Here is a 16,657-nt window from a genome sequence, read left to right on the forward strand (position 1 = left end):
CTGACGGCGGGCGGCGGCGGGCACGTCACAACGCGCTCGCCACCGCGCCCTACACGCGGCTTACGCCAGCCGCATCACACGCCGCCAGAACAGCACCGCCACCAACACAAACACGGCCAGCCCCAGGTACGACGCCGTGACCGCGAAGCCCTCGCCCGCGATGGCCAGCGGCGCATCCGTACCCGCCGCGCCGATGATGCCGGCCATCAACACGCCTACCAGGCTTTCGCCCACGATCAACCCCGACGCAATCAACACGCCGCGCCGGTTCGCGGCATCGGCGAATTGCTCATAAGGCTTGCCGGCAGACGCGGCGCGACGACGCAGCGCGCGTTCAAGCAGCCACGCCAGCACCGCGCCGGCCACGATCGGCGCAGCCACCGTCGGCGGCAGGTAGATGCCGATGCCCACGGCCAACACCGGAATACGTGCCACGCGGCAAGTGCGCTTCAGGATTTCGTCCACCACGATCAGCGCCACGCCCACCGCCATGCCGATCAGGATCATCGTCCAGTTCAATTGGTGCGTGAAGATGCCGCGCGTAATCGCCAACATCAGCGTGGCCTGCGGCGCCGACAAGGCTTGCGCCGGGTCCATGCCCGCGCGTGGCATCGCGTCCGCAAAACCGTAGGCGTTGTAAAGCAGTTCCAGCACCGGTGAAATCACCGCCGCGCCCACCACGCAACCGATCAGCAAGGCCACCTGTTGGCGCCATGGCGTGGCGCCAACCAGCCAGCCCGTCTTCAGGTCTTGCAGGTTGTCGTTCGAAATGGACGCCACCGCCACCACCGCCGAGGTGCTGAAGATGGACAACGCAATCGCCATCTGCACGCCGTTCTGCGCCTGAAGTAATTCGCCGCCCAACGTCAGCATCAGCAACGACACCAGCACGATGGCGACGATGCCCACGCCCGAAATCGGGCTGGTCGACGAACCCACCAAACCCGCCATATACCCGCAGGCCGCCGCCACCAGAAAGCCGAACACAAAGGCGAACAGCACGGCGTAGGCCACCAATTTCCAGACGGCGGCGGCCGACACGGGCGCGCCAGACAGGAACACCTGGAAGGTCACCACCAACACCGCCACCAGCACCAGCGTCACTATTGAAATCCAGCCGGCCGACAAGTCGCGTTCGGTGCGCGGCGCTTGCCCGGCACGGGCCGCGCCCGCGCTGGTCAGCGCCGAGAACGAGGCCTTGACGCCACGCGCCATCGGCATGAACAGGGTTGCCAACGTCCAGATGGCGCCCACGCCAATCACGCCCGCGCCAATGAAGCGCACTTGCGAGGACCACAGGCCGGTGGCGTATTGGGCTAGCGATTGCCCCGCCGGCATGTCGCCCATCGCGGTCAACACCGGCACGGCGATGCCCCACGAAATGATCAACCCCGTCAACATGGCCAGGCCCGCGACGATGCCGATCAGGTAGCCCGCGCCCAGCAAGGCCAGCGAAAAGCCCATGGGCAACCGGAATACCGCGCCGCCCAGCGCGAACCACCCGCTGACGCTATCGCCCAGCACCCGCAAGCCGCTTGCCGCAAAGCTGACCGCCGCCGCCACCACGCCCCCGGCGACGATGTCGCCCATGCCGGTCGCCACGGGCTTGGCCGCGGCTTTCGCCACCGGTCGGTCTGACGTTGCCAAGGCATCGTCGGCCGCGTCCTGTGCACGTTCGGCACTGCCCACGCGCAGGATTTCGGCCGCCGCCACGCCTTCCGGATACGGCAGATTGCTTTGCACCACCATCACGTGGCGCAGCGGAATGGTGAACATCACGCCCAACATGCCGCCGGCGGCGCAGATGCCCAGGGTCTGCCAGAAGGGAAAGCCTTGCCAGTGGCCCATCATGACCAGCGCGGGCAGGATGAAAATGATGGAAGACAAGGTGCCGGCGGCCGAAGCCTGCGTCTGCACCATGTTGTTTTCCAGGATGTTGGCGTCCTTGAACAGGCGCAACACCGACATCGAAATGACGGCCGCCGGAATCGCGGACGAAAACGTCAGGCCGACCTTCAGCCCCAGGAAGACGTTTGACGCCGTAAAGATCACGGTGATCAGGGCGCCCAGCAAAATGCCCCGGAACGTAAGTTCGGGAAGCGTGACGTTTGCCGGGACGCTGACGGGTTGGGTCATTGAAGTCTCCCGTTATGAATGCGAATAAAGCGCGCATTCTAGCGCTTTGGCGTCCACCCCGTGGTCACCACGAGTAAGCGCGCCTGCACCGCAGAAGCTGCCGTCGTTCGAAATATCCACCAAAGATTATGCTGAAATCCTGTGCGTCTTCCCCGCAATTTGATGACTCATGCCATTCACACAGGTCTAGGATGGAGCGATAACAGGAGACAACACCCCATGCGTGACGCGAGCCAACCCGCCCCGGGACACGAACAGCCCACCGATGCCGACCCGGCTGAAACCGCCGAATGGCGCGATGCCCTGCAATCACTGGTCGACGCGGACGGAGCAAGCCGCGCGGGCTACGTGCTGGACAGCCTGCTGGGACATGCCGCGTCCCTGGGCCTGCGCGCCAACAGCCAGACGCGCACCGCCTACCTGAATACGATACCGGCCGACCAGGAGCCGCCTTTTCCCGGCAACCTGGCCGTTGAAGAACGCATCGCGCGCATCAACCGCTGGAACGCGCTGGCCATGGTGGTGCGCGCCAACCAGGCGCACGGCGAACTTGGCGGCCACATTGCCAGCTATGCATCGGCCGCCGACTTGTTCGAAGTGGGCTTCAACCACTTCTTCCGCGCGCAAACGGCTGAAGGCCCTGGCGACCTGGTTTACATGCAGCCACACTCCGCGCCCGGGGTGTACGCCCGCGCGTTCCTTGAAGGCTTTCTGGGTGAAGACGACCTGGCGCATTTCCGCCAGGAAATCACCGCCACCGCGCGGGGCCTGCGCGGCTTGTCGTCCTACCCGCACCCTTGGTTGATGCCGGACTTCTGGCAGTTTCCGACGGGGTCGATGGGCATCGGACCCATCAACGCCATTTACCAGGCGCGCTTCATGCGCTACCTGGAGCACCGCTCGCTGGTGCCCGCCAGCGACCGCAAGGTGTGGGGCATTTTTGGCGACGGCGAAATGGACGAACCCGAATCCATCGCCGCGTTGACGCTTGCCGCGCGCGAAAAGCTCGACAACCTGGTGTTCGTCGTCAACTGCAACCTGCAACGGCTGGACGGCCCGGTGCGCGGCAACGGCCGCATCATCGACGAACTTGAAACCTTGTACGCCGGCGCCGGCTGGAACGTCATCAAGCTGGTGTGGGGCAGCGACTGGGACGCCCTGCTGCGCCGCGACACCAACGGCGCGCTGGCGCGAGCCTTTGCCAACACGGTCGACGGGCAGTTCCAGACCTTTGCGGCCAATGACGGCGCCTTCAACCGCGCCCACTTCTTCAACCAAAGCCCCGAACTGGCAGCGCTGGTGGCCGACTGGACCGACGAAGCCATCGACCGCCTGCATCGCGGTGGCCACGACATGGTGAAGATCCACGCGGCCTACCACCGCGCCGCGCAGCATCGCGGACAGCCCACGGTGATACTGGCGCAGACCAAAAAAGGCTTCGGCATGGGCGCCGCCGGCCAGGGCAAGATGACGACGCATCAGCAAAAAAAACTGGACGACGAGGCACTGCTGGCATTCCGCGACCGCTTTGCCCTGCCCATTTCAGATGCCGACTGCCTGGCCCTGAAGTTCTACCGCCCGGCCCAAGACAGTGCCGAACTGCGCCACCTGCAAGCCCGCCGCGCCGCGCTGGGTGGCCACATCCCCCGCCGCCGCACCGAAGCGCCGCGCCTGGCGCCGCCGGCGGTCGAACAGTGGGCCCGCTTCGCACTGGCCGCCGACGGCAAGGAAATGTCGTCCACCATGGCCATCGTGCGCATGCTGACCGGGCTGCTGAAGGACGCCACGGTGGGCTCGCGCATTGTGCCCATCGTGGCAGACGAGGCCCGCACATTCGGCATGGCCAACCTGTTCCGGCAGATCGGCATCTATTCAGCACAAGGCCAGTTGTACGAACCCGAGGACATCGGCTCGGTGCTGTATTACCGCGAAGCGCGCGATGGGCAAATCCTTGAGGAAGGCATTACCGAAGCCGGCGCGATTTCGTCGTGGACGGCGGCCGGCACCAGCTATTCGGTCAATGGCTTGCCGATGTTGCCCTTCTATATCTATTACTCGATGTTCGGCTTCCAGCGCATCGGCGACCTGATCTGGGCCGCCGCCGACCAGCGCACGCGCGGTTTTTTGATCGGCGCCACGTCGGGCCGCACTACGCTGGGCGGCGAAGGCTTGCAGCACCAGGACGGCTCCAGCCACATCATGGCCGCCGCCGTGCCCAACTGCCGCGCCTACGATCCCGCGTATGCGTTTGAAGTGGCCGTTATCGTCGAACACGGCATGCGCCGCATGCTGGATGAGCAGCACGACGAATTCTTCTACCTGACCGTCACCAACGAAAACCTGGCGCAGCCCGACATGCCCGCCGACCCCGCCGTGCGCGTCGGCATCCTGCGCGGCATGTACCGGCTGCGCGCCGCGCGCCGGCAGGCACAGGTCAGGCTGCTTGGCGCCGGGCCCATGCTGCGCGAAGCCGAGATGGCCGCCGACCGGCTGCACGCGGACTACGGCGTGGATGCCGAGGTCTGGAGCGTGACCAGCTTTTCGGAATTGGCGCGCGATGGCCGCCAAGCCGAACGCGCCCGCGTGCTGGGCCTGGAAGCCGCCGCCGACGCGGACTGGGTCCGCACCTGCCTGGGCGCCAGCGACGCGCCGGTGGTTGCCGCCACCGACTACGTGCGTGCCGTGCCCGAACAGATCCGCGCCTGGGTGCCCGCCCCATACCGCACGCTGGGCACCGACGGCTTCGGCCGTAGCGACACCCGCGCACAACTGCGCGACTTTTTTGAAGTCAGCGCCGACTGGATCGTGCTGTACGCGCTGGACAGCCTGGGCCGGCAGAAAGACGCCGACGCCTTGCGCCGGCGCCTGAACGCGGGTTCGCGCCAGACGCCGCCCTGGGAGTTATAGAAGCTGAAAGCGGCTGTCGTCGGCCTCGAGTAAATCCGACGGGTTTTTGACCAAACCCGTCGGATCGCTGCACTGCAACAACCAAGCGCCCGCGCTTTCTGGTGAAATACGGGTGTTCCCTAAGCATTTCGCAAAGAAACCGGCGGGCCCCGAGCCCGCCGTTTGTCATCTTCGCTTTTCATCCCGTTTTCTTTCTCAGTTAGTGCCTCAGAGGCCCCGATCCCATGGACGAAACTCTTACCAAACTGGCGTTGGATTACCACGCCTATCCCACCCCCGGCAAAATCTCGGTCGTGCCGACCAAGACGCTGGCCAACCAGGACGACTTGTCCCTGGCCTACTCGCCCGGCGTGGCGGCAGCTTGCATGGCCATCTTCGACCAGGGTGAAGACGCGGCGTCCAAGTACACCTCGCGCGGCAACCTGGTGGGCGTGATCACCAACGGCACCGCCGTGCTGGGCCTGGGCAACATCGGTCCGCTGGCCGCCAAGCCCGTCATGGAAGGCAAGGGCTGCCTGTTCAAGAAGTTTGCCGGCATCGACGTGTTCGACATCGAACTGGCCGAGAACGATCCGGACAAGCTGGTCGACATCATCGCGGCGCTGGAGCCCACGCTGGGCGGCGTCAACCTGGAAGACATCAAGGCGCCCGAGTGCTTCTACATCGAGAAGAAGCTGCGCGAGCGCATGAAGATTCCCGTCTTCCATGACGATCAGCACGGCACCGCCATCATTTCGTCGGCCGCCATCCTGAACGGCCTGAAGGTCGTGGGCAAGGACATCGGCGCGGTCAAGCTGGCTTGCTCGGGCGCGGGCGCTGCCGCCATCGCCTGCCTGGACCTGCTGGTGCACCTGGGCGTCAAGCGCGAGAACATCTATGTGGTGGATTCGCGCGGCGTCATCTGGGATGGCCGCGATGAAAACATGGAAGCCAACAAGAAGCGCTACGCGCAAAAGACCGACGCGCGCACGCTGGCCGACGTGGTCAACGGCGCCGACGTCTTCCTGGGCTGCTCGACGTCCGGCGTGCTGACGGGCGACATGGTCAAGACCATGGCCGACCGTCCCCTGATCCTGGCGCTGGCCAACCCCGAACCGGAAATCCGCCCGGAAGTGGCCAAGGCCGCCCGCCCGGATTGCATCATCGCCACCGGCCGTTCGGACTACCCGAACCAGGTCAACAACGTGCTGTGCTTCCCGTTCATCTTCCGCGGTGCCATGGACGCCGGCGCCTCGCGCATCACGGAAGAAATGAAGCTGGCTTGCGTGAAAGCCATTGCCGAGCTGGCACAAGCCGAGCAGAACGATGAAGTGGCCCGCGCCTACGCCGGCCAGGAACTGTCGTTCGGCCCCGACTACATCATCCCCAAGCCCTTCGACCCGCGCCTGATCTTCCAGATTGCGCCGGCCGTGGCCCAAGCCGCCGCCGATTCCGGCGTGGCCGCCCGCCCCATCGAAGACATCGAAGCCTATCGCCAGAAGCTGATGGGCTTTGTGTACCACTCGGGCCAGCTGATGCGTCCGCTGTTCGCCCAGGCCAAGAAGGCGCCCAAGCGCGTCATCTATGCCGACGGCGAAGACGAACGCGTCCTGCGCGCCGTGCAGACCGTGGTTGACGAAAAGCTGGCCCGCCCGATCCTGATCGGCCGTCCGTCGGTCATCGAAATGCGCATCACCAAGGCCGGCCTGCGTCTGGTGGCGGGCGAGGACTTCGAAATCGTCGACCCCGAAGACGACAACCGATTCAACGAAACCTGGAATGCGTACTACCAGCTCAAGGGCCGTGAAGGCGTGACGCCGGCCATCGCCAAGGCGATGATCCGCAAGCACAACACGCTGATCGGCGCGATGCTGCTGCGTCGTGGCGACGCCGACGCGCTGCTGTGCGGCGTGGCCAGCAAGTACGACAACCAGCTCAAGTACGTCGACGAAATCATCGGCAAGAAAGAAGGCCAGACGTACGCCGCGCTGAACGTGCTGATGCTGCCCGACCAGACGCTGTTCGTCACCGACACCCACGTCAACGAAAACCCGACGGCGGAAGAAGTGGCCAACATCACCATCCAGGCCGCGGACGAAATGCTGCGCTTTGGCGTGGTGCCGAAGATTGCGCTGCTGTCGCATTCGAACTTTGGCAGCCGCGTCACGGAATCGTCCAAGAAGATGGCCGCCGCCAGCAAGCTGGTGCAAGACCGCGCACCCGATCTGGAAGTGGACGGCGAAATGCACGCCGACGCCGCCTTGTCGGAAAAGATCCGTGTGCTGGCCTACCCGGACAGCACGCTCAAGGGTCGCGCCAACCTGCTGGTCATGCCGAACCTGGACACCGGCAACATCACGTACAACATGCTGAAGATGACGGGCAGCAATGGCGTCGCGATGGGTCCGATCCTGCTGGGCGCCGCACGCCCGGTGCACATCCTGACGACCAGCGCCACCGTGCGCCGCATCGTCAACATGACGGCCCTGGCCGTTGTGGACGCACAGCAGGAAGCCGCCGACGCCGCCAAGAAGCGCCGTTGATCGCGCGCGAGTCCTGACGTCAAAGGCGCCCTTCGGGGCGCCTTTTTTCATGGCGTGTTGGCGGCGGCGCCGGCTGATCGCCGCGATGCGTTTTTTTATATCCGCCGCACCGCGCCCCGCCACCGGCCAATGGTAAAACCATGCTTCACCCCTACCCTGGAGACAACATGCTGGCCGATGCGCTATACGCCTGGTTCCATTACCTTGCGATATTTGTACTGGTGGTCGTGCTGACCGCCGAAGCCGTGTTGCTGCGCCCCGATCTGACCGCCGCCAACCTCAAGCGCCTGGTGATCTACGACCGCCTTTACGGCGTCAGCGCCGTCCTGGTGCTGATCACCGGCCTGCTGCGCCTGACGCAAGGCGTGAAGGGCGCGGCGTTCTACCTGAGCAGCCCCTGGTTTCACGCGAAGATCACGCTGTTCGTCATCATCGCCCTCTGTTCGATCCCGCCCACGCTGGCGATTTTCCGCTGGGCAAAACAGTCGCGCCAACAGGCGGGCTTCGTGCCCACCCTGCCCGAGATCAAGCGCGTGCGTCGCTGGGTGATGATCGAATCACACCTCTTTATCTTCCTGCCGCTGTTCGCGGTGCTGATGGCGCGTCATATCAGCGTGTAGGCGGGCCGGGTGCGGCGCATGTGCCAGGCGCCGCGCCGCTACTGCGGGCAGCGCGCCCGCGCCGGTGCCGCCGGGGCTTCGTCGCCAACGCTGAAGGTTGCAAACTTGAAGACGCCGACTTCGTCGTTCGTGACGATGCCCACCAAGGTTCCATCAAAGGCCTGCATGACCGACATGCCCTGCGGCACGTCGGCCTGGCCTTCCTTCTTTGCGACTTGCCCGGCAGCCGGGCTGAACACCAGCACGCCGGGAAAGGCTTCCCGCTGCCCATCGACCACACGCCTGATGGTCTTGACCTGCGTGCCCTCGGCGTAGTCAAAGCCGCCGAACCGTGCCCGGCAGGCAAGCTCCGAATCGCTGACGCGCAGCAGATGGCGGTCGGCATCCAGATAGATCCTGGGCTCACTCAACATCAGCCCGAATACCCTGACCGCCACGGGATCCTTGACTTCAATGCGCCAGCGGTCAGGGTCGGTCGAGCCATCCACGTACACCGTGCCGTTCGAGCCATACAGCACCGAGCCCGCGTGAATGGCCATGCCGTCGACGTTGTTGCCGGCACCCAAGCGGCATTGGTCCAAGGCCTTCATCGTGCCGTCGGGCTGGGTATCGAATTCGATGTCGTGCGTACTGTCGCAGCGCCATCCCAGCACGGTCTGATCGCCCTGGCCTTTCAGGATGATGCTGCGGGGATACCGGCGGATCAGCGCGTACGTTTCTTTTTCGTATTCGGCGTCCAGATAACGGCGCGCCAGTGTGGCTTGCACCCCGAAGATCGGGGTGGGCACGGGAAATTCGGCCGCCACGTACGTTTCCAACTGCCCTTCGTCCTGCAGCTTCAAGCGGGTGCCGGCGGGAATGGCCACGCCGCCGACGGTGGCAGCTTGTTCCAGCGTGACATTGCGCGCCGCCTCGGCCCGTTCGCTTTCGCGTTCGATCTGGCCGACGATGACTTGCACCCAGACGAAAAAGGCAAAGGGCACCGCCAACACCACGAACAGGATGGCCGATGTCTTCCAGTATTTGCGGACGGTGCGGCGATGGCCGGCGCTGATGGCCAGCACCAGGGCCCAACCGCCCAGCACGACGCCGGCAAGCATGCCGAACAACAGCAGCAGGTAGAAATTGGCCGATGGCAATGAGACGGGAATCATGGCCAGCATGATATCCGGATATCACCGCGCCCTGGCCGCTGCCACGCGGGCAACAAAAAACCGCCCGAAGGCGGTTTCTTGTCACAGACTTGCCGAAACGGAAAGCGGATTAACGCTTGTCCATCGGGGGCACGTCGCGGGTCACCGAACCCGTGAACAGCTGGCGCGGACGGCCGATCTTGTAATCGGGATCCGACAGCATTTCGTTCCACTGGGCAATCCAGCCCACCGTGCGGGCCAGCGCGAAGATGGCCGTGAACAGCGAGGTCGGGATGCCGATGGCGCGCTGGACGATACCCGAGTAGAAGTCCACGTTCGGGTACAGCTTGCGCTGGACGAAGTACGGATCCGACAGGGCGATGCGTTCCAGTTCCATGGCCAGCTTGAACAGCGGGTCGTTTTCCAGGCCTAGGGCCGAGAGCACTTCCTTGCAGGTTTCCTGCATCAGCTTGGCGCGCGGGTCGTAGTTCTTGTAGACGCGGTGGCCAAAGCCCATCAGGCGCACGCCCGAGTTCTTGTCCTTGACCTTCTCCATGAACTCACCGACCTTGTCGATGCCGCCGTTGGCTTGCAGCTCTTCCAGCATTTGCAGGCAAGCTTCGTTGGCGCCGCCGTGAGCCGGGCCCCACAGGCAAGCCACGCCGGCCGAGATCGCCGCGAACGGGTTGGTGCCCGACGAACCGCACAGGCGCACGGTCGAGGTCGACGCGTTTTGCTCGTGGTCGGCGTGCAGGATGAAGATGCGATCCAGCGCGCGCTCAACAACTTCGTTGACCTTGTAGTCTTCGCACGGCGTGGCGAACATCATGCGCAGGAAGTTGCCCGTGTAGGACAGGTCGTTCTGCGGATAGATGAACGGTTGGCCTTGCGAGTACTTGTACGCCATCGCGACCAGCGTCGGCATCTTGGCGATCAGGCGGATGGCCGAGATGTGACGGTGCTGCGGGTTCGTGATGTCGGTGGAGTCGTGGTAGAACGCGGACAGCGCGCCAACCAGGCCCGTCAGGACGGCCATCGGGTGGGCGTCGCGGCGGAAGCCACGCAGGAAGAAGTGCAGCTGTTCGTTGACCATCGTGTGATGGGTCACTTGCGAATCAAAGTCCGCCTTCTGTTCCTGGTTCGGCAGTTCGCCGTTCAGAATCAGGTAGCAGATGTCCATGAAGTCGCAATTGACGGCCAATTGCTCGATGGGGTAGCCGCGATACAGCAGTTCGCCCTTGTCGCCGTCGATGTACGTGATACCCGATTCGCAAGCCGCGGTGGACATGAAGCCGGGGTCAAACGTGAACATGCCCGTCTGGCCATACAGCTTGCGGATGTCGATCACATCCGGACCGACCGTGCCCTTGTAGACAGGGAACTCAATGGGTGCGCTGCCATCCGAGAAGGATAGAGTGGCTTTTTTGTCAGACAGGTTCATGTTTATTCCTCTCACATTAATCAGAGTGCGCGCATCTGGCCAATAATGCCCCGAAGCCTGGGGGTATCCAGTTCACCTTCGAGTTCCTTGCGGGCCAGCAGCAGGTCGAGAAGATCGTTGTCTCCCATCTCGAACAGCTGGGTCAATGCGGCCACATCATCATCGGTAAGTTCAGCCTCGTAAGCGTCAAGATACCGAGTGATGATCAAGTCGTTTTCGAGCAGGCCGCGGCGCGCCCGCCAACGCAGACGCGCCCGCTCCAGTTCAGTTAGCCTGCTCATCTTTACACCATAAAAACAAAAGTCTTCACGCTAGATAGACACTAGACCGTACGGCGGACCATCAGTTCCTTGATCTTGCCGATTGCCTTGGTCGGGTTCAGCCCCTTGGGACAGACGTCGACGCAGTTCATGATGGTGTGGCAACGGAACAAGCGGTACGGATCTTCCAGGTTGTCCAGACGCTCGCCGGTGGCTTCGTCGCGGCTGTCCGCGATGAAACGGTAGGCTTGCAGCAGGCCGGCCGGGCCGACGAACTTGTCCGGGTTCCACCAGAACGACGGGCAGGATGTGGAACAGCACGCGCACAGAATGCACTCGTACAGGCCGTCCAGTTCTTCGCGTGCCTCGGGCGATTGCAGGCGCTCTTTTTCGGGCGGCGGCGCATCGTTGATGAGGTACGGACGAATCGAGTGGTACTGGTTGAAGAAGTGCGTCATGTCCACGATCAGGTCGCGGATGACGGGCAAGCCCGGCAGCGGACGCAGAACGATGGGTTCCTTCAATTCACGCAGGTTCGTCGTGCAGGCCAGGCCGTTCTTGCCGTTGATGTTCATGGCGTCCGAACCGCACACGCCTTCACGGCACGAGCGGCGCAGGGCCAGGCTGTCATCGACGTCGTTCTTGATGCGCACCAGCGCATCAAGCAGCATCTTGTCGGTGGGCTGGAGTTCAACGTCCAGCTTTTGCATGTAGGGGCGCTCGTCCTTGTCCGGATCGTAGCGGTAGATTTCGAACTTGACGATTCTCTTGGTGCTCATAATGGGCTCTATCCGGACTTAGAAGGTACGCGCCTTGGGCGGGAAGGACTCAACGGTGAGCGGCTTCATCTGCACGGGCTTGTAATCCAGGCGGCTGCCTTCGGAATACCACAGCGTGTGCTTCAGCCAGTTCTCGTCGTCGCGCGTCGGGTGGTCGTCCAGCGCGTGAGCGCCACGGCTTTCCGTACGGGCAGCAGCCGACTTGATCGTGGCGCGGGCCACTTCGGTCATGTTGGCCAGTTCCAGCGCTTCGACGCGCGCGGTGTTGAACACCTTGGACTTGTCCTTGAAGTAGATGCTGTCGGCTTGCTTGGCCAGATCTTCGATCTGGGTCACGCCTTCGTTCAGCAGTTCCAGCGTGCGGAACACGCCGCAGTGGCGCTGCATCGAGAAGCGGATGGCGTTGCCGATGTCTTGCGTCTTTTCGCCCGACGTACGCGATTCCAGCTTGTTCACGCGGTCCAGCGAGAAGTCCACGGCTTCCTTCGGCAGATCCTGGTGCGCGCGCTGGCGCTCGGGATGCGAATTGACGATGTGGTTGCCGGTGGCGCGACCGAAAACGATCAGGTCCAGCAGCGAGTTCGTGCCCAGGCGGTTGGCGCCATGCACGGACACCGCGGCGCATTCGCCGATGGCGTACAGGCCGTTGACGACCTTGTTCTCGCCGTTTTCGCGCGACAGCACCTGGCCGTGGTAGTTGGCCGGAATGCCGCCCATCTGGTAGTGGATGGTCGGGACGACGGGGATCGGTTCCTTGATCGGGTCGACGTTGCCGAACTTGATGGCAATTTCGCGGATCGAGGGCAGGCGCTTGTTGATGACGTCGGCGCCCAGGTGGTCAAGCTTCAGGACGACGTAGCTGCCGTCCGGACCGCAACCGCGGCCTTCCTTGATTTCCTGGTCCATCGAGCGCGACACGAAGTCGCGCGGGGCCAAGTCTTTCAGCGTGGGCGCATAGCGCTCCATGAAGCGTTCGCCATCCTTGTTCAACAGGATGCCGCCTTCGCCACGCACGCCTTCCGTGATCAGCACGCCCGCGCCGGCCACGCCGGTGGGGTGAAACTGCCAGAATTCCATGTCTTGCAGCGGGATGCCCGCGCGCGCTGCCATGCCCAGGCCGTCACCGGTGTTGATGAAGGCGTTGGTGGAAGCAGCCCAGATACGGCCGGCGCCGCCGGTGGCCAGCACCGTGGTCTTGGCTTCGAGGATGTAGATTTCGCCCGTTTCCATTTCCAGGGCGGTCACGCCCACGACGTCACCGGCTTCGTTGCGCAGCAGGTCCAGCGCCATCCATTCGACGAAGAACTGGGTGCGCGCGGCAACGTTGCGCTGGTAGAGGGTGTGCAACAGCGCGTGGCCGGTGCGGTCGGCGGCGGCACAGGCGCGCTGCACCGGCTTTTCACCGAAGTTGGCGGTGTGGCCGCCGAACGGACGCTGGTAGATCGTGCCGTCGGGGTTGCGGTCGAACGGCATGCCGAAGTGCTCGAGCTCGTACACGGCGTTCGGCGCTTCACGGCACATGAATTCGATGGCGTCCTGGTCGCCCAGCCAATCCGACCCCTTGACGGTGTCGTACATGTGCCAGTACCAGTTGTCTTCGCTCATGTTGCCCAGCGAGGCGCTCACGCCGCCTTGTGCGGCAACGGTGTGCGAACGCGTGGGGAACACTTTGGACAGCACTGCAACGGACAGCCCCGCTTGGGACAGTTGCAGCGAACAACGCATGCCGGCTCCACCGGCGCCAACGACCACCACATCAAACTGGCGGCGCGGCAAGGATTTCATGACAGAGACCACGGCTTAAATGCTCCAGAGGATTTGCGCGAAGTAAACGACCGTACCGATCAGCCAGAGGATCGTCAGCACTTGCAGCAGCAAGCGCAAGCCCACCGGCTTGACGTAGTCCATCCAGATGTCGCGCACGCCAATCCAGGCATGCCAGGCCAACGCAATGAATGCAAGGGAGGCCAGGATCTGGCCAACCGGAATGAAGCCCACGTAGAAGTTGAACAGCTTGACCCAGTGTTCATACGTGAAGGCAGGCATCATCAAGATGCCGACGAGCAGCACCAGCGTATACACGGCCATGATGACGGCGGTGATGCGCTGGATGATGAAATCCATGACGCCATAGTGCGCGCCGACGACCAGGCGCTTGGGTCCGTAGTTTTTAGCGGCGGCCATTTACAGCACTCCGAACAGTTTGAGACCGAACACCAGCGTCAGCGCCAGGCTGACACCGAAGACCACGCCGGCGCTTTTCTTGGCCGACAGCTTGTCGATACCGATGTGCAGGTCCAGCAGCAGGTAGCGGATGCCGGCACAGAAGTGGTGCAGGTAGCCCCAGACGAGAACCAGGAAGACAAGCTTGACGATCGGGTTGGTCGCAATGGAGGCGATCCAGGCAAACGATTGCGGTGCGGCCACGCTAGCTGCGAACAGCGGCACGATGACCAAGGGCAAACAGAGGAACAGCAAAATGCCGCTGATGCGGTGCAGGATGGACAGCTTGCCGGCCAGGGGCAGGCGATAGGAGAACGCAACTTGGGCAAGCCCAATATTGCGAAACTGCGGACGTGGCTTGGCAGCGGTGTCGGACATGACGGCCTCGGTGTTTCGGAACTAGGGAATCGTGACGGCGAAATTGCCGTGGCCCTTTCGGGCAAACACGCTATTTTCGCCCAGAGATAGGGTCGGTATCAAATCGTAGTGTAAAAGCTCATCAATTCAGACTATTGCGGTAGTGGTATCGATCGGTCAAGTACAAACCCCGGCGAATTTCCATGGGGCGGTCACCATAGGTGTAAGACACCCGGTCTACCTGCAACAACGGCGTGCCGGCCGGAACATTAAGCAGGGGACAGACTTCGGCCGGCGCAATGACCGCGCGCAGCTTTTCGTCCGCGCGCACCATGCTGACGCCGAATTCGGATTCGAACAGGCCATAGAGCGGCGCCCTGTTGGCAGTCAAGAGCTCTAGGGTAAGGCCACGAAAAATGGAGCCGGGCAGCCAGATGTCGTCCACGACGGTCGGCGTCTGCCCCATGGACAGCAGGCGGCGGATCATCACAACGGTTTCGCCGGCGCGCAAGTCCAGCGCACGGGCGACTTCGGCGGGCGCGCGCACGCGGCGGCATTCCAGGATGCGGCTTTCGGCGCGGCCGGCTTCGCTTTCATCGTCGGCGGCCAGCCGCAGGAAGCGATAGCGCACGCGGGCTTCATGGTGGGTGGCAACAAAGGTGCCCTTGCCCTGGCGGCGCAGCAGCATGTGCTCGGCGGCCAACTCGTCAACCGCCTTGCGCACCGTGCCCTGGCTGACCTGAAAACGGGCAGCCAGATCGATTTCGCTGGGGATGAGTTCGCCGGGCTTCCATTCGCCGCGTTCAAGGCTTTGGACAAGCAGATCCTTGATCTGGCGATAGAGCGGACTGAAAGCGGCCCCCTCGCCCGTTGAACGGGCGGCGCGATTGCGTAAGGAGGTTTCGGGCCGGGGCTCTGCCATGGATCTTCTTGAAAGTGTCATGTTCATCCGGATGATGGGAGGGCGGCGCAAAACGGGTGCGGACCCACATCCAAAAATGCGCTGCCAGGGGTATGAAGAAACGGCCTGTAGCGCATTCGAATAAACGCTCTATTGTGGCATATCGGCCCGGACGCTGTCCAACGTCTTATGTCTTATATAAGATAGAAGAGCGTTTGACGGACCCCTGAAATCGTTCTAGGATTCACGGCTGTCAGGGCCCCGCGCCGGCAGGTTCGTGCGCGCCGTTTTTGATGCCCCAACGATTACACTGATTGGTGAGATTTTTCTCGCCAAACCATTACGGAGAACGTCCATGTCCAAGCCTGCCTTGCGTGTCGCCGTCACCGGCGCCGCCGGCCAAATCGGTTACGCACTGCTATTCCGCATCGCCTCCGGCGAAATGCTGGGTAAAGATCAACCCGTCATCCTGCAACTGCTGGAAATCCCCGACGAGAAAGCGCAAAAGGCCCTGAAGGGCGTCATCATGGAATTGGATGACTGCGCCTTCCCGCTGCTGCAGGAAGTGACCGCCCACAGCGATCCGCGCACCGCCTTCAAGGATGCCGACGTGGCCCTGCTGGTTGGCGCCCGTCCGCGCGGCCCTGGCATGGAACGCAAGGACCTGCTCTCGGTCAACGCCCAGATCTTCACGGCGCAAGGCAAGGCCCTGAACGATGTGGCCAGCCGCAACGTCAAGGTCCTGGTGGTCGGCAACCCGGCCAACACCAACGCCTACATTGCCATGAAGTCGGCGCCGGACCTGCCGGCAAAGAACTTCACCGCCATGCTGCGCCTGGACCACAACCGCGCCCTGTCGCAGTTGTCGGCCAAGTCGGGCAAGCCGGTTGCCGACATCGAAAACCTGATCGTCTGGGGCAACCACTCGCCCACGATGTACCCCGACTTCCGTTTCGCCACCGTCGGCGGCGAATCGCTGACCAAGCTCATCAACGATGACGCCTGGAACCGCGACACGTTCATCCCCACCGTGGGCAAGCGTGGCGCCGCCATCATCGAAGCCCGTGGCCTGTCCTCGGCCGCTTCGGCCGCCAACGCCGCCATCGACCACGTGCGTGACTGGGTCCTGGGCAGCAACGGCAAGTGGGTCACGATGGGCGTTCCGTCGGATGGCTCGTATGGCATTCCGGAAGGCATCATCTACGGCGTTCCGGTCACGACCGAAAACGGCGAATACAAGCGTGTCGAAGGCCTGGAAATCGACGCCTTCTCGCGCGAACGCCTGGACTTCACGCTGAAAGAGCTGCTGGAAGAGCGCGACGGCGTCAAGGACCTGCTGAAGTAAGCAGCGCTTGAATCAGAATTGGGCCCGTTCATG

General features: G+C 63.3%; 13 protein-coding genes. 4 read left to right on the forward strand and 9 right to left on the reverse strand.

Annotated features, from left to right (window positions below):
* Window positions 1-60: 60 nt before the first annotated feature.
* Complete coding sequence (locus V6F88_RS15560) at window positions 61-2,136, reverse strand: OPT family oligopeptide transporter (protein ID WP_332610592.1); 2,076 nt, start codon at window positions 2,134-2,136, stop codon at window positions 61-63.
* A 219-nt stretch (window positions 2,137-2,355) separates the two neighbouring features.
* On the opposite strand from V6F88_RS15560, the gene mdeB reads away from it, so the two are divergent.
* From mdeB to V6F88_RS15575, 3 genes are all read left to right on the forward strand, one after another.
* Window positions 2,356-5,043 carry an alpha-ketoglutarate dehydrogenase gene (mdeB, locus tag V6F88_RS15565; RefSeq protein ID WP_332610594.1) on the forward strand — a complete coding sequence of 896 codons (2,688 nt, stop codon included), beginning with the start codon at window positions 2,356-2,358 and terminating at the stop codon, window positions 5,041-5,043.
* A 224-nt stretch (window positions 5,044-5,267) separates the two neighbouring features.
* A complete protein-coding gene (locus V6F88_RS15570) occupies window positions 5,268-7,565 on the forward strand; it encodes an NADP-dependent malic enzyme (RefSeq protein ID WP_332610596.1) in 2,298 nt (765 codons plus the stop codon).
* 167 nt (window positions 7,566-7,732) lie between these two features.
* Window positions 7,733-8,185, forward strand: a complete 453-nt coding sequence (locus tag V6F88_RS15575; RefSeq protein WP_332610863.1) for a DUF2214 family protein — start codon at window positions 7,733-7,735, stop codon at window positions 8,183-8,185.
* 38 nt (window positions 8,186-8,223) lie between these two features.
* Here the strand turns inward: V6F88_RS15575 and V6F88_RS15580 are convergent, their stop codons facing one another.
* The 8 genes from V6F88_RS15580 to V6F88_RS15615 all read right to left on the reverse strand — a co-directional run bounded on the left by V6F88_RS15580 (window position 8,224) and on the right by V6F88_RS15615 (window position 15,300).
* Complete coding sequence (locus V6F88_RS15580; protein WP_332610598.1) at window positions 8,224-9,339, reverse strand: hypothetical protein; 1,116 nt, start codon at window positions 9,337-9,339, stop codon at window positions 8,224-8,226.
* Between the two features lie 109 nt (window positions 9,340-9,448).
* Entirely contained in the window at window positions 9,449-10,759 is a 1,311-nt protein-coding gene (locus V6F88_RS15585; RefSeq protein WP_006218129.1) for a citrate synthase, read from the reverse strand.
* A gap of 20 nt (window positions 10,760-10,779) precedes the next feature.
* The gene (locus tag V6F88_RS15590) at window positions 10,780-11,040 is read right to left on the reverse strand and encodes a succinate dehydrogenase assembly factor 2 (RefSeq protein WP_046802661.1); all 261 of its coding nucleotides are present in this window, start codon (window positions 11,038-11,040) and stop codon (window positions 10,780-10,782) included.
* Window positions 11,041-11,081: 41 nt separating this feature from the next.
* On the reverse strand, window positions 11,082-11,798 hold the full coding sequence (locus V6F88_RS15595) for a succinate dehydrogenase iron-sulfur subunit (RefSeq protein ID WP_006218127.1): 717 nt from the start codon (window positions 11,796-11,798) through the stop codon (window positions 11,082-11,084).
* Window positions 11,799-11,816: 18 nt separating this feature from the next.
* A complete protein-coding gene (gene sdhA / locus V6F88_RS15600) occupies window positions 11,817-13,595 on the reverse strand; it encodes a succinate dehydrogenase flavoprotein subunit (protein WP_046802660.1) in 1,779 nt (592 codons plus the stop codon).
* 3 nt (window positions 13,596-13,598) lie between these two features.
* Entirely contained in the window at window positions 13,599-13,982 is a 384-nt protein-coding gene (gene sdhD / locus V6F88_RS15605; protein ID WP_100857262.1) for a succinate dehydrogenase, hydrophobic membrane anchor protein, read from the reverse strand.
* A complete protein-coding gene (gene sdhC / locus V6F88_RS15610) occupies window positions 13,983-14,399 on the reverse strand; it encodes a succinate dehydrogenase, cytochrome b556 subunit (protein WP_046802658.1) in 417 nt (138 codons plus the stop codon).
* Between the two features lie 121 nt (window positions 14,400-14,520).
* Window positions 14,521-15,300, reverse strand: a complete 780-nt coding sequence (locus tag V6F88_RS15615; protein ID WP_332610600.1) for a GntR family transcriptional regulator — start codon at window positions 15,298-15,300, stop codon at window positions 14,521-14,523.
* Between the two features lie 334 nt (window positions 15,301-15,634).
* On the opposite strand from V6F88_RS15615, the gene V6F88_RS15620 reads away from it, so the two are divergent.
* Window positions 15,635-16,624, forward strand: coding sequence for a malate dehydrogenase (locus tag V6F88_RS15620; RefSeq protein ID WP_006218122.1), 990 nt, complete (start codon window positions 15,635-15,637; stop codon window positions 16,622-16,624).
* Window positions 16,625-16,657 lie beyond the last annotated feature (33 nt).

The organism is Achromobacter sp. ESBL13 (assembly GCF_036668755.1).
Taxonomy (GTDB): domain Bacteria; phylum Pseudomonadota; class Gammaproteobacteria; order Burkholderiales; family Burkholderiaceae_B; genus Achromobacter.

Bases quoted from the DNA above. Each gene is read 5' to 3' on its own strand.
- V6F88_RS15580 (WP_332610598.1), bottom strand. From the start codon at position 9,339: ATGATTCCCGTCTCATTGCCATCGGCCAATTTCTACCTGCTGCTGTTG.
- sdhD (WP_100857262.1), bottom strand. From the start codon at position 13,982: ATGGCCGCCGCTAAAAACTACGGACCCAAGCGCCTGGTCGTCGGCGCG.
- V6F88_RS15620 (WP_006218122.1), top strand. From the start codon at position 15,635: ATGTCCAAGCCTGCCTTGCGTGTCGCCGTCACCGGCGCCGCCGGCCAA.
- mdeB (WP_332610594.1), top strand. From the start codon at position 2,356: ATGCGTGACGCGAGCCAACCCGCCCCGGGACACGAACAGCCCACCGAT.
- V6F88_RS15560 (WP_332610592.1), bottom strand. From the start codon at position 2,136: ATGACCCAACCCGTCAGCGTCCCGGCAAACGTCACGCTTCCCGAACTT.
- V6F88_RS15570 (WP_332610596.1), top strand. From the start codon at position 5,268: ATGGACGAAACTCTTACCAAACTGGCGTTGGATTACCACGCCTATCCC.
- V6F88_RS15595 (WP_006218127.1), bottom strand. From the start codon at position 11,798: ATGAGCACCAAGAGAATCGTCAAGTTCGAAATCTACCGCTACGATCCG.
- sdhC (WP_046802658.1), bottom strand. From the start codon at position 14,399: ATGTCCGACACCGCTGCCAAGCCACGTCCGCAGTTTCGCAATATTGGG.
- V6F88_RS15575 (WP_332610863.1), top strand. From the start codon at position 7,733: ATGCTGGCCGATGCGCTATACGCCTGGTTCCATTACCTTGCGATATTT.
- V6F88_RS15585 (WP_006218129.1), bottom strand. From the start codon at position 10,759: ATGAACCTGTCTGACAAAAAAGCCACTCTATCCTTCTCGGATGGCAGC.
- V6F88_RS15615 (WP_332610600.1), bottom strand. From the start codon at position 15,300: ATGGCAGAGCCCCGGCCCGAAACCTCCTTACGCAATCGCGCCGCCCGT.
- V6F88_RS15590 (WP_046802661.1), bottom strand. From the start codon at position 11,040: ATGAGCAGGCTAACTGAACTGGAGCGGGCGCGTCTGCGTTGGCGGGCG.